Source organism: Streptomyces harbinensis, from assembly GCF_900116145.1.
In the GTDB taxonomy this organism is placed as follows: Bacteria; Actinomycetota; Actinomycetes; order Streptomycetales; family Streptomycetaceae; genus Streptomyces; species Streptomyces carpaticus.
The window spans coordinates 95,516-111,364 of the sequence record NZ_FPAB01000010.1 but is presented as its reverse complement, the minus strand read 5'-3'; the positions used below and the strand labels follow the sequence as shown (position 1 = coordinate 111,364).

Here is a 15,849-nt window from a genome sequence, read left to right as displayed (position 1 = left end):
CGGCCGCGGTCCGCCCGGCGTCAGCTGTGGCTGACGGCGAACTGGTTGGTGCGGAAGGTCAGGCCGCCCGACGACGAGGTGATCTCGTAGCCGAACTGCACGTCACCGATGATCTCGTTCTGGCTGATCCAGCCCTGGTTCGCGATCCAGCGCAGGATCGGCAGGATGTCCACCGTTCCCGAGGTGATGTTGCCGGTGCGCAGGAACGAGTACACGTTGTTGTGCCCGTTGCTGCCCCGGTAGACGTCCCAGGTGTGGCCGCCCAGGCTGACCCGCGCCTGGTGGCTGCCCAGCGGACCGACGGGGCCGTACCAGTTGGTCCACAGCATGATCTCGTGGTTGTAGTCCCGGTCCCAGATGTCGTAGGCGGTGTTGTACGCGCCCGCCTGCGGGACCGTCACGTTGAAGGTGCTGCTGAGCGAGCCGATCTGGTCGAGCGGGCGGTTCACGATGCGCTTGGCGTTCGGGTAGGACTTGATGCCGCCGGTGTTGGGGTGGTTGGCGGTCACGGTCCAGCTGGCGGAGGAGTCGGCGGCGATGCACTGGCTGCCGGCTCCCGAGCCCCAGATGTTGTTGTAGACGATGTAGCCGTCCGGCGCCGTCCAGTTGCCCCACTGGTCGCAGGACTCCCAGACGGCGGCGGCCTGCGCCGTGGAGGCGCCGTAGCCGAAGAAGGTCAGAAACGCGACCAGCGGTACCAGGACTGACGTACGTGCTCTCCTTGCGGTGCGGTGCATGTGCGGCTCCTTGTCAGGAGGTGGGGGATGCGGACAGTACGGCCACCCCGTACCGCTCCAGCCGGACCTCGGCCGGGTGGGTGTGGCCGGTGAGCAGATCGGTGTGCGGTTCGTCCAAGGGCACGGTGATCTGCTCACGTGTGTGGTTGAGGAGGAAGAGCCAGCCGCCGCGGCGGACGGCCTCCACCCCCTCCGGGGCGCCGCGCAGCGCGGGCTCGGCGCCGGCCGCGGCGGCGGCCTCGGCGAGCAGCGCGCGCAGCGCGGCCGGTTCGGGCAGCGTGGAGACGTAACGGGCGGTGCCGGCGCCGTAGCTGTGGCGGGTGAGCGCGGGGCGGCCGGCCAGCTCGCCCGCGGCGTAGGAGGCCGTCACGGTGGCGTCCGCGACGGTGAGGTCCTCGCTCCACAGGCTGCCGGTGCTGCCGTCATCCAGCGCGACGGTCTCCCCCGCCGCCAGCGGCCACCACTCCTCGACGGCGGCCAGGCCGAGGATCTCCCGCAGCCGGGCGTCGGTGCCGCCCTCCCGGACGCGGTCGTCGGGGTCGGCGACGCCGGTGAAGAAACCGCACACCAGGTGCCCGCCGCCGCGTACGTACGCCGCCAGCCGGTCCAGCGCGGCGTCCGAGAGCAGGTAGAGCTGGGGGATGACGACCAGTCGGTAGCGGCTGAGGTCGGCCTCCGGGTGGGCGAGGTCGGCGGTGAGGTTCTGCGCCCACAGGGCGTGGTGCCAGGTGGCGAGGAGCGCCGGGTACTCCACCGCGGCGGACGGGCGGCCGGGCTGGCCGGAGGCCCACCAGGCGGACCAGTCGTGCAGGATGGCGATCTCGGCGGGGACGGTGGTGCCGGTGACGCCGGAGAGCAGGTCGAGTTCGGCGCCCAGGTTGCGGATGCGGCGGAAGGCGCGGGAGGTCTCGCCGGCGTGCGGCAGCATCGCGGAGTGGAACTTCTCGCTGCCCTGCCGGGAGGCCCGCCACTGGAAGAAGCACAGGGCGTCGGCGCCGCGCGCCACCGACTGGAGCGACCACAGCCGCATCAGCCCCTCGCCCTTGGGCTTGTTGACGGGGCGGAAGTTGACGGCGGAGGCGGCCTGCTCCATCAGCATCCACGGGCCGCGGGCCTGGGAGCGGGTGAGGTCGGCGACCAGGGCGCCCTGCGCGGGCCCGGCCGGGTCGGCGCGGTCGGCGGCGGGGTCGGGGTAGATGTCGACCGAGACGACGTCCTCCTCCTCGGCCCAGCGCCAGCCGTCGAGGCCGCCGAACAGCGGCATGAAGTTGGTGGTCACCGGCACGCCGGGCGGGCTGTGGGCGGCGACGATGTCGCGTTCGGCGGTGAAGCACTCCAGCAGCGCGTCGCTGGTGAAGCGGTGGAAGTCCAGCCGCTGGGCGGGGTTGATGAGGTACTGGGCGCGGCGCGGCGGGATCAGCTCTTCCCAGGAGTCGTAGCGCTGGCTCCAGAAGGCGGTGCCCCAGGCGTCGTTGAGCGCGTCCAGGGTGCCGTAGCGCTCGCGCAGCCAGCGGCGGAAGTGCCGGGCGCTCTCGTCGCACCAGCAGGAGGTGCAGTACTCGTTGTTGATGTGCCACACGCGCAGCGCCGGGTGGTGGCCGTAGCGGCGGGCGAGGTCGGTGGTGATGCGCTGCGCGTACTCGCGGTAGATGGGCGAGGAGGCGCAGAACTGGTTGCGCGAGCCGTACCAGACGGTGGCGCCCGTCTCGTCGCGCGGCAGTGTCTCGGGGTGCCGGGCGCCCAGCCACGGGGGCGGGGACGCGGTGGGTGTGGCCAGTGCGACGCCGATGCGGGCGTCGTGGAGGAGGTCGAGGACCTCGTCCAGCCATCCGTAGTTCCGCGCCCCCGGGCGGGGCTCCAGTGTCGCCCAGGAGAAGACGCCGACGGTGGCGAGGTTGACACCGGCCTCCTTCATCAACCGGATGTCCTCACGCCAGGTTTCGGGCGTCCACTGCTCGGGGTTGTAGTCGCCCCCGAACAGCAGCCGGCCGCGGGTGGCGTCGTTCAGCCCTGCCATCGAATCGATTCTCCTCACGACACAAAAAAATGCCCGGTCTTCGCCGTGCCTCGGGCTCAGCCCTTGACGGCGCCGATGAGCATGCCCTTCTTGAAGTGCTTCTGAACGAACGGGGACAGCACCGCGACCGGGATCAGCGCCAGCACCATGACGGCGGTCTGCACCGCGATGCTCGGGATCTGGCCGGTGCCGATGGCCGCCGACATGCCCATGGGACGCTCCCCGCGGACCACGATCTGCTGGAGGACATTCTGCAGCGGCAGCTTGTCCTGCTCGGTGATGTAGATGAACGCGGCGAAGTAGTTGCCCCAGTACCCGACCGCGTAGAACAGCGCGATCACGGCCAGGACGGCGCGCGACAGCGGCAGCACGATCTGCCACAGGATGCGGAACTCGCCGGCCCCGTCGATGCGGGCGCTGTCGATCAGTTCGGTGCCGATGTTCATGAAGAACGCGCGCAGCACCAGGATGTTGAAGACGTTGACCGCCATCGGCAGGATGATCGCCGCGTAGCTGTTCATCAGGCCCAGGGTCTGGATGAGCAGGTACGAGGGGATGAGCCCGGCGCCGCCGAAGAACATCGTCAGCAGCAGGGTCATCAGCAGCGGCCGGTGCCACAGCGAGTTCATCCGGGAGAGGCCGTACGCCGCGAGCACCGAGGTGGTCATGGAGAACAGCGTGCCGATGACCGTGATGCACACCGAGATCCACATGGCGTTGGCCACCTGGCCGCCGCTGAGCAGTTCACGGTACGCGTCCAGGCTGATGCCGTCCGGGATGATTACCAGACCACCGGTGCGGGAAATCGTTTCTGCATCGGACAGGCTGGTGGCGACCACGATCCACAGGGGGAACAGGATGGCGAGCAGGGCGATGGCGAGGATGACGCCCTTGGCCGCCAGGCCGATCTGAGTCGGCGGCTCCTCCCATGACGGCCTGGTGCGCTTCCCCTTGGTCTCTTCGTCGTCGTCGACGAGAACACTGGCGTCACTCATTGCTTCTTGTACACCCCCTGCTCGCCCATCGCGTGGGCGACCCGGTTGGCTGCCAGGACCAGCACCAGGGAGAAGATCCCCTTGACGATGCCGACGGCCGCCGCGTAGCTGAACTGATGGTTGGCGATGCCCCGGTCCCACACATAGGTGTCGAGGACTTCGGAGGCACCGACGCCGACCGCCGTGCGCTGGATGAGGAACTGTTCCATCCCCACCGTGAGCATGTTGCCGACCTGGAGGACCAGCAGCAGCGCGATCACCGGCCGCAGCGCGGGGAGGGTGATGTGCCAGATGCGGCGCCAGCGGTTCGCGCCGTCGACGGCGGCGGACTCGTACAGCTCCTGGTTGACCATGGACAGCGCCGCCAGGAAGACGATGATGCCCCAGCCGGCGTCCTTCCAGATCACCTGGAAGGTGATCAGCCACTTGAAGAAGCCCGGGTCGGTCATCAGGTCGAAGCCGTCGCCCCAGCCGTTGTCCCGCATGACCTGGGCGATCAGTCCGGCGCCGCCGAAGATCTGCTGGAAGACGGTGATCACCAGCACCCAGGAGAAGAAGTGCGGCAGGTACAGCACCGCCTGGGCCCAGGCCCGCACCTTGTTGTGCAGGATGCTGTTGATCAGGAGCGCCAGCGCGATGGGGACCGGGAAGTAGAACAGCAGCTGGAGCATGGAGAAGACGAGGGTGTTCTCGACCGCGTCCCAGAAGTAGCGGTCATTCACCATCGTCTGGAAGTGCTCGAAGCCGACCCAGGCGCTGTTCGCCATGGACTGGAAGAAGCCGTCGCCGGCGTACGGGCTGAAGAACTGGAAGGCGATCACGTTGCCGGCGATGGGGATGTACGCGAAGACCACCAGCAGGCCGATGACCGGCAGCGTCATCAGGATCAGCGGATAGTCGCGGCGCAGCCGGTGCCGCCATGCCTCGGTGCCGCCGCGGGCCCGCGGCGGTCCGTCGCGGCGGGGACCGCCGGCGCGCAGGGCGCCGGGCTTTCGGTGCTTCGGAGGCGGGGACGCTGGTCCGCCGCCGCCCTCCCGCTTGGGGGATCGCGGGACCGTGCTCTGTGACACGGCATTCTCCTTGTTTCACGCGACCGGCCCGGCCGGGCATGACGCGCCCGGCCGGGTGGCCGCCTGCTTATGTGGTTGGGAGTGGTCGTCGGGTCAGGGACTGTGAAGGTGGTGCGGAAGGTGGTTCCGGGGTGGCGAGGGGCAGGTCCGCCGGCTCAGGCCGACGCCTCGCTGTCCAGCAGTTCCTGGTACCAGTCGCGGAGCTGGTCGCCGCCGTTGCGCCGCCACTCGGCGACGGCGTCCTGCATGTCGCTGATGGACTGGTTGCCTCGGACAACGTCGTCCTCCAGGGCCTCGAAACGGTCGGCCAGGTTGGCGAAACGATCCGGCTCCTGCACCTGGCGGCCGAAGAACAGCGGCTCCTGGGCGAAGGGCAGCATCCGCTTCTGCCAGTTGGTCAGGTCCTCCACCATCTGGGGGGTGTCGGGGTAGGCGACGAACGACCCCGGGGAGCAGATGAAGACGTAGGTCTCGGGCGCGACCTGCTCCTCGCCCAGCGGGGTGCGCACCTGCACACCGTTCTCGATGGTGTAGTGCACGTCCTCGACGCCGTAGCCGCGCATGCGCTGCTCGATGGTGCCGTACGGCGCGGCGCAGAAGTTGGCGATCTCCAGGGCCTCGCGGATGCGGTCCGGGCTCAGTGTCTTGTTGACGAACGTCCAGATGTTGGCGCCGTTGGCCCGCCACAGCACCGGGTCGCCGTCGGCACCGAAGAAGTCGAAGGCGTTCATCCGGAAGTCGGAGTTGGCGGCCTGCTGCTCGGCGACCAGGTTGTGCCAGGTGCCGTCACCGTCGTTGAACATCAGGGACTCGCCGGCGGTGAAGCGGTTCTTGCTGTCGCCCTGCACGGCGACGGCGTCGGGGTGGACGACGCCCGCGTCGTACAGCTTGCGGGTCCACTCCAGGGCTTCGAGGAAGGCGTCGGTCTCGTAGCGGTTGACGAGCTTGCCGTCGACCATGGCGAAGTAGTTGGGCTTCTCCGGCAGCACCCCGTGGATGACGAAGGAGGACCACTTCATGTCCTCGCAGGCCCACACCCGGTTCTTTGCCGAGGTGACGTCCTTGGCGAAGTCGATGAACTCCTGCGGGTCGGTCGGCGGGGACCAGCCGTTCTCCTCGAAGACGTCCTGCCGGTAGTAGGGGATCACGCCGCCGATGGGCGCGCCCGGCATCGGCAGTCCGCGCAGCGCGCCGCCGAAGACCGAGGCCTGCCAGGCGGCGGTCGGGATGGCGGCGAGGTTGGGGTAGTCGAGGACCTTGTCCCCGGAGAGGTATTCGCCCAGGTCCGCGAACCGGCTGGAGATGGCCTGCGGGATCTGGCCGCCCAGTTCCCAGCTGGGAACACACACCAGGTCGGGGATGTCGTTGCCGGCGAGCACGGCGCCGAGCTTTTCCCCGTAGGTGTTGCCGTCCTGGGTCTGCCAGTTCATTTTGACGCCGATGGCCTCGTCCATCGCCGTCCAGTACTCGTTACCCGCCCTGGGCGGAGTGCCCCACAGCGGGGTCATGGCGGTGAATGTCCCGCCGTTCCCCTTGGGAGTGGGAACGGAAACTCCGAGTTCGGCGGTCGGGATAAAGGTGGTGTATCCCGGGCTGGAGCCATTTTCGCTCGGGATGTCCGGATCAATCGCCGTGTCCGACTGTCGATATGTCGGAAGTATGCTCTTCAGGTCCTCCTCGGTGGACCTGCCCTCACCTCCGCCGCCGCTTTCGCCGGAGCCGCACGCCGCCAGCAGCGGCACGCCTCCCACCGTCGCTGCCGCGGCTACCGCCGTGGAAGCGAGGAACTTTCTCCGGCTCGGGGCGGAGCTTGAGTTCGGCATTCGTCAACCCTTCGTGGCTCTGTGCCATCACACGACCGTTGTGCGAGGTGGTCGAAGCGCTTCGATGTGGCGCCGACATTAAGACCCCGCCGCGCGGAGGCACAAGCCCCGGTACGCAGAAAGTTCGACGGTATTTCGACGGGCCGAGGACCCGGTATCTTCTTGGAGTTCACGAGCCGTTGCCAAGCCGTGTCTTGACAGGAGACGTGTCGGAAACACAGCATCGAAGCGCTTCGAACGTGGTCGAGCCGCCCGTTACGGCGATACCGTATCGGCCCCGGAGCCGCTCCGAAACCGCCGTCCCCGAGGGAATCTCCTGTGACTGCCCATCAGCCGGCTTTCCGCAACCCGCAGCTGAGCGTCGCCGAACGGGTCACCGATCTGCTGGGCCGGCTGACCCCGGCCGAGCGGCTCGCGATGCTCCATCAGTACGCCCCCGCCGTCGAGCGGCTGGGCGTCCCCGCCTTCCGCACCGGCCAGGAGGCGCTGCACGGCGTCGCCTGGATGGGACCGGCGACGGTCTTCCCGCAGGCGGTCGGGCTCGGTGCCACGTGGAACCCGGAGCTGGTGCGGCGGATCGGTGAGGCGGTGGGCCGCGAGGTGCGCGCCATGCGCGCGGGTGACCCCAGGGTCGGTCTCAACGTCTGGTCGCCCACCGTCAATCTGCTGCGCCACCCGCTGTGGGGCCGCAACGAGGAGGGGTACGCGGAGGACCCGCAGCTGACCTCGGCGATCGCCGTGGCGTACACCCGGGGCCTGCGCGGCGAGCACCCGGTGTACTGGCGGACCGCGCCGGTGCTCAAGCACTGGCTGGCGCACAACCACGAGCGGGACCGGGACACCGCGTCCACCTCGCTGCGCGCCCGGGTGCTGCACGAGTACGAACTGCCCGCCTTCCGCGGCCCGGTGCGGGCCGGCTCGGTGGCCGGCGTGATGCCCGCGTACAACCTGGTCAACGGGCGTCCCAACCACCTCTCGCCGCTGCTCGCCGAGCACCTGCGCACCTGGAGCGAGCAGCCGCTGGTGGTGTGCTCGGACGCCGGGGCGCCCAGCAACATCGCCGGCTCCGAGGCGTACTACCCCAGCCACGAGGAGGGCCTGGCCGCCGCGCTGCGCGCCGGGGTGGACAGCTTCACCGACCACGGCGAGGACTCCGAGCCGTCGGTGGCCCGGCTGACCGCCGCCCTGGAGCGCGGGCTGATCACCCAGGACGACGTGGACGCCGCGGTGGGCCACCTGCTGGACATGCGGTTCCGGCTGGGGGACTTCGACCCGGAGCTCGACCCGTTCCCGGCGGAGGCCGCGTTCGACACCCCCGAGCACCGCGCCCTCGCGCAGGAGGCCGCCGAGCAGGCGGTGGTGCTGCTGAAGAACGACGGCCTGCTGCCGCTGTCCCCCGGGCTGCGCGTCGCGGTGGTCGGCCTCCTGGCGGACGAGGTCAAGCTCGACTGGTACAGCGGCAGCCTGCTGCGCGCGGTCAGCCCGCTGGCCGGGCTACGGGAGCACCCCGGCGTGGGCTCGGTGACCTACGCGGAGGGCACCGACGGCATCCGGCTGCGGACGGCCGCCGGCGACTGGGTGCGGGTGCCGGCCGCCGACCCGGCGGTGGAGGTCGGGGACCGCGCGGCGGCGGGGGCGCTGGACCCGGCGCTGATCGCCGGGCGCACCGACCTGGCACCGCTGACGGTGACGGCGGACCAGGACCTGGCGTCCGTACTGGATCTGATCGACTGGGGCGAGGGCGTGCTGACGCTGCGCGCCCCGGACGGCCTGTACGTGTCGGTCGCCGAGGACGGGCTGCTGCGGGCCTCCGCGGCGCAGCCCGGTGGCTGGGTGATCCAGGAGGCGTTCACGCTGGAGCCGCACGGCGACGGTCAGGGACTGCGGCACCGGGGCACCGGGCGGCTGGTGGCGGTGACGGAGGCCGGGCTGAGCGTGGCCGAGGACGCCGGTGACGGCGCGGTGTTCACGGTGGAGACGGTGCGCCGGGGCACGGACGAGGTGGCCCGGGCGGCGGCGGACGCGGACGTGGTGGTCGTGGTGGCGGGCAACGACCCGCATCTGAACGGCCGGGAGACCGAGGACCGTCCCTCGCTGGAGCTGCCGCCGCAGCAGGAGGCGCTGTGGCGCGCCGCGCACGCCGCCAACGAGCGCACGGTGCTGGTGATCTCCTCGTCCTACCCGTACGCCGTGGACACCGCGGACGCCGCCCTCCCCGCGCTGCTGTGGACGGCGCACGGCGGGCAGGCGGCGGGCACCGCGCTGGCGCGGGTGCTGCTGGGCGAGGTGTCCCCCGCCGGGCGGCTGCCGCAGACGTGGTACGCGGCCGACGCCGAACTGCCCGACCTGCTGGACTACGACCTGATCGGTTCGCGCGCGACCTATCTGTACTACGACGGCACGCCGCTCTACCCGTTCGGCCACGGTCTGTCGTACACCTCCTTCGGATACGCGGAGGCGTCGGTGCGGCACGACGGGGTGACCCTGACCGCCGAGGTCGCGGTGCGCAATCTCGGCACGGTGCCCGGCGACGAGGTGGTGCAGCTGTACGCGGTGGCGACCGCGCCGAGCGTGCCGCGCCCGCACCGGGCGCTGATCGCCCACCGCCGGGTCACGCTGGCCCCGGGCGAGGCGCGGCGGCTGACGTTCGAGGTGCCGCTGGCGGAGGCGCTGGGCTTCTGGGACGTGGCGCACGAACGGTGGACGGTCGAGCCGGGCGGCTACGAGCTGCACTTCGGCGCCTCCAGCCGGGACATCCGGGAGCGGACCCATCTGACGGTGGACGGCGAGCCGGTGCCGCCGCGCCCGGTGCGGACGGCGGGGCTCGCGGCGGCGGGCTTCGACGAGGCGTCCGGTGCGGCGCTGGCCGATCTGTCCCGGGAGGCCGGGGACGTGGTGACGGCCGCCGCGCCGGACGGTGCGGGCCGGCTGCTGTTCCGGCGCTGCGACTTCGGCGGGGCCGCCGGCGCGGCTGACGGCGCGGGCGCCGATGCCGGTACGGCCGCGGGTACCGCCGCCGTGACGGTGCGGGTGGCGCGCGAGGAGCCGGGCGAGGGCACGCTGACGCTGCGCGTCCCCGGGGCCGGCGGTGCGGCGTCGCTGACGCTGACGGTGCCCTCGACGGGCGACCGGTACGCGTACACGACGGTGCGCGGCGCGTTCCCGGAGCCGCTGACCGGGGTGGCCGACCTGGAGCTGACGGTGGGCGGCGGAGTGCGGGTGGACCGGCTGGAATTCGGCTGACGCCGCGGCGGCTAGACTCCGGCGCGATGAACACGTACGGCTTTCTTCTGCTGCCCTCCCACAACCGTCTGTACGCGGCCGGTGCCGCCGAGCTCGCCCGCGCGGAGCTGCTGGTGCTCAGCGAGGCGGTGCTCGGCGGCGCGGTGCGGGAGGTGGGCGCCGCGGAGCTGGGCGGCGTGCCGTACGTGACGTTCCGCGCGCCGGAGCTGACCGGCGAGCAGCTGCGGCAGGTGGCGAACCTGTCCTCGCTGTACGCGCTGTTCCTGATCGAGGGCGAGCCGGGCGCGCCGTCGCTGCGCCCGGTGCCGGTGGCGCGGCTGGACAAGTTCCCCAGTGACCTGCTCACCATCCAGAAGTACCCGGGGAAGACGAACGAGGACTTCACCAAGCTGCTGCTGAATGTCACGGCGATGGCCTGCGACGCCCCGCAGCGGCTGCTGAGCGGCGGGCTGCGGGTGCTGGACCCGCTGTGCGGGCGCGGCACGACGCTCAACCAGGCGCTGATGTACGGGCTCGACTGCGCGGGCGTGGAGCATGACGCGCGCAGCGTCGAGGCGTACGAGAACTTCCTGCGGCACTGGCTGAAGGCGGGCCGGCTCAAGCACCGCGCGGAGAGCGGCCCGGTGCGCCGCGACAAGCGGACGCTGGGGCGGCGGCTGACCGTGGAGGTCGGCGAGAGCAAGGAGCTGTACAAGAAGGGGCAGTCGATCGGGCTGACCGTGGTGCAGGCGGACACGGTGGCGAGCGATCAGTTCTTCAAGCCGGGTTCGTTCGATCTGATCGTGACGGACGCGCCGTACGGGGTGCGGTACGGCAGCCGCACCCGTGGCGAGGGCGGCGGGCTGACCCGCTCGCCGCTGCCGCTGCTGACCGAGGCGGTGCCGGTGTGGGCGCGGCTGCTGCGCACGGGCGGCGCCATCGGCATCTCGTGGAACACCTACGGCGCCTCCCGCGCGGAGCTGGCCGGCGTACTGGCGGGGGCGGGGTTCGAGGTGCGGGAGGAGGAGCCCTATCTGGGCTTCGGGCACCGGGTGGATCAGGCCATCGTCCGGGATCTGATCGTGGCCCGGAAGACGGCCTGAGCACCCTGCGCCGGGATCCCTGCGGCCGATGCCCTACAGGTCGAGGCCGGTGAGGACCATGACCCGCTCGTAGGTGTAGTCCTCCATGGCGTACCGCACGCCCTCGCGGCCGACGCCGGAGTCCTTGACGCCGCCGTAGGGCATCTGGTCGGCGCGGTAGGAGGGGACGTCGCCGACGATCACGCCGCCGACCTCCAGCGCGCGGTGGGCGCGGAAGGCGGCCTGCAGGTCGTGGGTGAACAGACCGGCCTGGAGCCCGTAGCGGGAGTCGTTGGCGGCGGCGTAGGCGGCGTCCTCGCCGTCGACGGTGGTGATGGTCATGACGGGGCCGAAGATCTCCTCGTGGCTGACGAGGGCGTCGGTGGGAACGTCGGCGAGGACGGTGGGGGCGTAGGCGGCGCCGTCGCGGGTGCCGCCGGTGAGGACGGTGGCGCCGGCGTCGCGCGCCTCGTTCACCCAGGTCTCCACGCGGCGGGCGGCGTCCTCGCTGACCAGGGGACCGACGTCGGTGGCGTCGTCGGCGGGGTCGCCGGTGACCAGGTTCTCCACGGCGGCGATCAGCCTGGGGAGCAGCCGGTCGTGGAGCGCGGCGTCGACGATGACGCGCTGCACGGAGATGCAGGACTGGCCGCCCTGGTAGTTGGAGAAGGTGGCGATGCGCTGGGCGGCCCAGTCGAGGTCGGCGTCGGTGGAGTAGTCGCCGAGCACGATGGCGGCGCCGTTGCCGCCGAGTTCGAGGGTGACGCGCTTGCGGGGCACGGAGTCGCGGATGGACCAGCCCACCGGTGCGGAGCCGGTGAAGGAGATGATCGGCAGCCGCTCGTCGCGCACCAGGTCGGGCATGGCGTCGTTGGGCACCGGCAGGACGCTCCAGGAGCCGGTGGGCAGTTCGGTCTCGGCCAGCAGTTCGCCGAGCAGCAGGGCGGAGAGCGGGGTGGCGGGGGCCGGCTTGAGGATGATCGGGGCGCCGGCGGCGATGGCGGGGGCGACCTTGTGGGCGCAGAGGTTGAGCGGGAAGTTGAAGGGCGCGATGCCGAGCACCGGGCCGTAGGGGATGCGGCGGGTGAGCGCGAGCCGGCCCTCGCCGCCGGCGTCGGCGTCCAGGCGCTGGGCGGTGCCGCCGTTGAAGCGGCGGGCTTCGTCGGCGGCCCAGCGGAAGACGGAGCGGCAGCGGGCGACTTCGGTCCTGGCCCACTTGATGGGCTTGCCGTTCTCGGCGCTGATGAGGCGGGCGATCTCCTCGGCGCGCTCGGCGAGGCGGGCGCCGACGTGGTCGAGGGCGGCGGCGCGTACGTGCGCGGGGGTGGCGGCGAACGGTTTGGCCGCCGCCGCGGCGGCGGCCACGGCGGCCTGGGTCTGTTCGTGCGTGGGCACGCTCACCGTCGCCAGGTGCCGGCCGTCCCAGGGGGAGGTGACGTCCAGGGTGTCCGAGCCGGTCGCCTGCTTCCCGGCCAGCCAGAACGCCTGGGTGGCAGTCGCTGTCGTCATCGCGGGTCCCGCCCTTCCGAAAGGGGTGGAATGGTGTGTCCGGGCCCACGGTAGGGGGTCGGACACGCCTGCTTACTTGTACGGCGCGTAGCGGTGGCCGTTTCCATTCTTACGCGCCGGAAGGGTGGGATCCGAGAGGCGCCATTGACCGGAGCATGCCAGGTTCGCGAGCATGGCGCCGCCCCCACCCGTCGCACTGGAGAACCCAGGAGCTGCGATGCGCACATCGCGTGCACCACAGGCATCACCGGCATCACGCACCGCCCGCCGTACCCGGCGGACCCGCAGGTACGGCGCCGCCGGCGCCGCCGTACTGTCCCTGGCCCTGGCCCTCACCCTCGGCACCCAGGCGACCGCCGTGCCCGGCCCGCCGGACGCGGCGGGCGGCCCGGCGTCCGCCGCCCCCGACACCGGCATCCGGCAGTACGAGGTGACCGGGGTGCGCGGCGCACCGGAGCGCAGCGCGCTGGCCGCCACCGGCACCGCCATCGACGAAGTGCTGCACGGTTCGGTGCTGATCAGCGCCGACGCCGCCGAGGCGGAGCGGCTGCGCGCGCTCGGCTACGAACTGGCCCCGCTGCCGGCCGCCGCGGCCGGCAGCGGCGATGTCCAGGCCGCCGCACCGTCCGACTATCACACCTACGAATCGATGCGGGCGGTGGTCGACGCCGCCGTCGCCCGGCACCCCGATCTGGTGAGCAGCCAGGTCATCGGCCGCAGCCACGAGGGGCGGGACATCATCGCCGTCAAGGTGAGCGCCGATGTCGCCGTCGACGAGGACGAGCCCGAGATCCTGTTCACGCACAACCAGCACGCCCGCGAACACCTCACCGTGGAGATGGCCCTCTACACCCTGGAGGAGCTGACCTCCGGGTACGGCAGTGACGCGCGGATCACCCGGCTGCTGGACACCCGGGAGATCTGGCTGATCCCCTCGGTCAACCCGGACGGCAAGACCTACGACACCGAGTCCGGCGCGTTCCGCTCCTGGCGCAAGAACCGCCAGCCCAACGCCGGCTCCAGCGCGATCGGCACCGACCTGAACCGCAACTGGGACTACATGTGGGGCTGCTGCGGTGGCTCCTCGGGCAGCGCGAGCAGCGCGACGTACCGGGGCGCGGCGCCCGAGTCCGGGCCGGAGACCAGGGTGGTCGCCGACTTCGTCCGCAGCCGGGTGGTCGGCGGCGAGCAGCAGATCACCGCGCACATCGACTTCCACACGTACGGCGAGCTGATCCTGTGGCCGTACGGCTACACGTACGCCGACACCGCGCCGGGGCTGACGGCGGACGACCGGGACGCGTTCGCGGCGGTGGGCCGCGCGATGGCGGCGAGCAACGGGTACACGCCGCAGCAGTCCAGCGATCTGTACATCACCGACGGCTCCATCGGCGACTGGATGTGGGCGGAGGAAGGGATCTTCTCCTACACCTTCGAGATGTACCCGCGCAGTGCGAGCGGCGGCGGCTTCTACCCGCCGGGCAGCGTGATCGACCGGGAGACCGCCCGGAACCGGGAGGCGGTGCTGATCCTGCTGGAGAACGCCGACTGCATGTACCGCTCGATCGGCAAGGAAGCCCAGTACTGCTCCTGAACAAACATCAACTGATCAGAACCGATCTGTCAGAGATCATCCACTCGCCAATTTCTGACCGGATCTGATGGGTCCCGGCCGTCGACGCGGCGGCCGGGACCGGCCGGGACCCACGCCCGCCCGGCGCTCAGGCGCCGGTGGCCTTCAGGGCCAGCCACAGCTCCATCCGGACATCGGGATCGTCCAGCGAGCGGTCCAGGATCTCCTCCACCCGCCGCATCCGGTAACGCAGCGTGTGCCGGTGCACCCCCAGATCACCGGCCGCCGCGTCCCACTGACCGTGCCGGGACAGCCACGCCTTGAGCGAGGCGACCAGATCGCCGCGGCCCTGCGCGTCGTGCGCCCGCAGCGCCCGCAGCCGCCCCTCGGCGAACGCCCGCACCGCGTCGTCCGCCAGCAGCGGCAGCACGGAACCGGCCGCCACGTCGTCGTGCTCCACCAGCGGCCGGCCGCGCCGTCTGGCCACCACCAGCGCGGCCCTCGCCTGCTGGTAGGCGGTGTCCACGGTGGCCGGGCCGGTGGGCGCCGACAGCCCGAGGATCACCGCGGGCCCGGTACCCGCCTCCTGCTCGGCCCGCGCGAACGCCGCCCCCGCCGCGACCGCAGCGCCCCCGTCCGCCGCCAGCACGACCAGTTGCTGCCCGTCGGCCAGCGCCAGCACCGCCTCCCCGGCGCGGGCCGCCGCGGCCTCGACGGCCGCGCCCAGCTCGGTCAGCGCCTCCGGCTCCCCGCCCGCCTCGGCGGCCAGCAGCCGCAGCGGCGCGTCCAGCAGTCCGCCGTACAGATCACCGGCCACCGCGCGGGCGTGGTCGGGCTCGCCGCTGAGCAGCATCCGCAGCACCGCGCCGCCCAGCCGCGTCTCGGCGGCCTGGTACGCCTGGGACCGCTCGGTGAGCAGGGTCAGCACCGCGACCGCCGACTGCACCGCGTAGCGCTCGGCGGTCCCCGGCGGGGCAGCGGTACCGACCGCCAGCACCGCCCGGGGCAGGCGGCCGGACCCCACCGACTGCAACTCCACCCGGTCCTCCCCCGCCCCACCGCCGCCCGCGGCGTCCGCGGCGGGGTCGGGCGCGGAGGGGCACACCGCGCTGGCCGGCGCCGGACGGTCGCGCAGCCGGACCACCTCCGGCGTCAGCCTCGCCGCGCGCCGGGCCGCCCACGCCGGGGCCACCGCCGTGACGGTGCCCGCCATGTCGTACAGCGCCGCCCAGCCGTCCAGCTGCGCGGCGAGCTTGTCCAGCAGCGCCTGCCGCCCGCCGGGCGCCAGCGCGGCGCGCGTCAGCTCCCGCTGCGCCGCGAACCCGGCGCTCACCGCGCGGTACTGCTCGGCGGCGATGGCGGCGGAGACGAACTTCCCGATCGCGATGAACGGGGTGCGCCGCGGTACCTCGAGCAGCGGCATCCGCGCCTCCCGCACGGCGGCCAGCAACTGCGGGGTGACCGCCGGGTGATGCACGCCGACCCCGAAACCCAGCCCCACCACACCGGCGGCGCTCAGCCGGCGGACGTACGCGGTCATGGCCGCCGCGTCGTCGACGTCCAGTTTCAGGCCGGTGGTCAGCAGCAGTTCGCCGCCGTCGAGGTACGGCACCGGATCGGCCAGCTCGCTCGCGTGTGCCCAGCGGACCGGGACATCCAGCCGGTCCTCCCCCGTGAGCACGCCCAGTTTGAGCGCCGTGTGCTGAACGAGTGAGGAAAGCGTCGGGTACATGGACCACCTTGGGAGACCATCTGGATGACCGGGGGAATGTCACGCGCCGTTCTTCACGGTACAGCGCGTGTCATATGCGCCGGGGATAC

The 15,849-nt window shown here is 71.8% G+C and carries 10 protein-coding genes; 3 read left to right on the top strand and 7 right to left on the bottom strand.

Going from position 1 to position 15,849, the window contains the following annotated elements; translation table 11 throughout:
- Positions 1-20: 20 nt before the first annotated feature.
- The 5 genes from BM385_RS23185 to BM385_RS23165 form a co-directional block, all read right to left on the bottom strand.
- Complete coding sequence (locus BM385_RS23185; RefSeq protein WP_019436414.1) at positions 21-737, bottom strand: GH12 family glycosyl hydrolase domain-containing protein; 717 nt, start codon at positions 735-737, stop codon at positions 21-23.
- 13 nt (positions 738-750) lie between these two features.
- A complete protein-coding gene (locus tag BM385_RS23180; protein WP_093844257.1) occupies positions 751-2,754 on the bottom strand; it encodes a beta-galactosidase in 2,004 nt (667 codons plus the stop codon).
- Positions 2,755-2,810: 56 nt separating this feature from the next.
- Positions 2,811-3,749 (bottom strand): carbohydrate ABC transporter permease, encoded by a 939-nt coding sequence (locus BM385_RS23175; protein WP_019436412.1) that lies wholly within the window; start codon positions 3,747-3,749, stop codon positions 2,811-2,813.
- Positions 3,746-4,819 carry an ABC transporter permease gene (locus BM385_RS23170; RefSeq protein WP_019436411.1) on the bottom strand — a complete coding sequence of 358 codons (1,074 nt, stop codon included), beginning with the start codon at positions 4,817-4,819 and terminating at the stop codon, positions 3,746-3,748. Before BM385_RS23170 ends, BM385_RS23175 begins: the two co-directional genes overlap by 4 nt.
- Before the next feature lie 155 nt (positions 4,820-4,974).
- Positions 4,975-6,327, bottom strand: a complete 1,353-nt coding sequence (locus tag BM385_RS23165; RefSeq protein WP_308277309.1) for an extracellular solute-binding protein — start codon at positions 6,325-6,327, stop codon at positions 4,975-4,977.
- Between the two features lie 633 nt (positions 6,328-6,960).
- Between BM385_RS23165 and BM385_RS23160 the strand changes: the two genes are divergently transcribed.
- Both BM385_RS23160 and BM385_RS23155 read left to right on the top strand, forming a co-directional pair.
- On the top strand, positions 6,961-9,885 hold the full coding sequence (locus tag BM385_RS23160) for a glycoside hydrolase family 3 C-terminal domain-containing protein (RefSeq protein ID WP_093844256.1): 2,925 nt from the start codon (positions 6,961-6,963) through the stop codon (positions 9,883-9,885).
- Between the two features lie 26 nt (positions 9,886-9,911).
- Positions 9,912-10,967 carry a TRM11 family SAM-dependent methyltransferase gene (locus BM385_RS23155; protein ID WP_093844255.1) on the top strand — a complete coding sequence of 352 codons (1,056 nt, stop codon included), beginning with the start codon at positions 9,912-9,914 and terminating at the stop codon, positions 10,965-10,967.
- A 33-nt stretch (positions 10,968-11,000) separates the two neighbouring features.
- Here BM385_RS23155 and BM385_RS23150 read toward each other — a convergent pair whose 3' ends face one another.
- On the bottom strand, positions 11,001-12,455 hold the full coding sequence (locus BM385_RS23150) for an aldehyde dehydrogenase family protein (RefSeq protein ID WP_019436407.1): 1,455 nt from the start codon (positions 12,453-12,455) through the stop codon (positions 11,001-11,003).
- 217 nt (positions 12,456-12,672) lie between these two features.
- Between BM385_RS23150 and BM385_RS23145 the strand changes: the two genes are divergently transcribed.
- On the top strand, positions 12,673-14,049 hold the full coding sequence (locus BM385_RS23145; RefSeq protein WP_093844254.1) for a M14 family metallopeptidase: 1,377 nt from the start codon (positions 12,673-12,675) through the stop codon (positions 14,047-14,049).
- A gap of 127 nt (positions 14,050-14,176) precedes the next feature.
- Here the strand turns inward: BM385_RS23145 and BM385_RS23140 are convergent, their stop codons facing one another.
- Positions 14,177-15,760: a PucR family transcriptional regulator gene (locus BM385_RS23140; RefSeq protein WP_019436405.1), complete on the bottom strand. Its 1,584-nt coding sequence runs from the start codon at positions 15,758-15,760 to the stop codon at positions 14,177-14,179.
- Positions 15,761-15,849 lie beyond the last annotated feature (89 nt).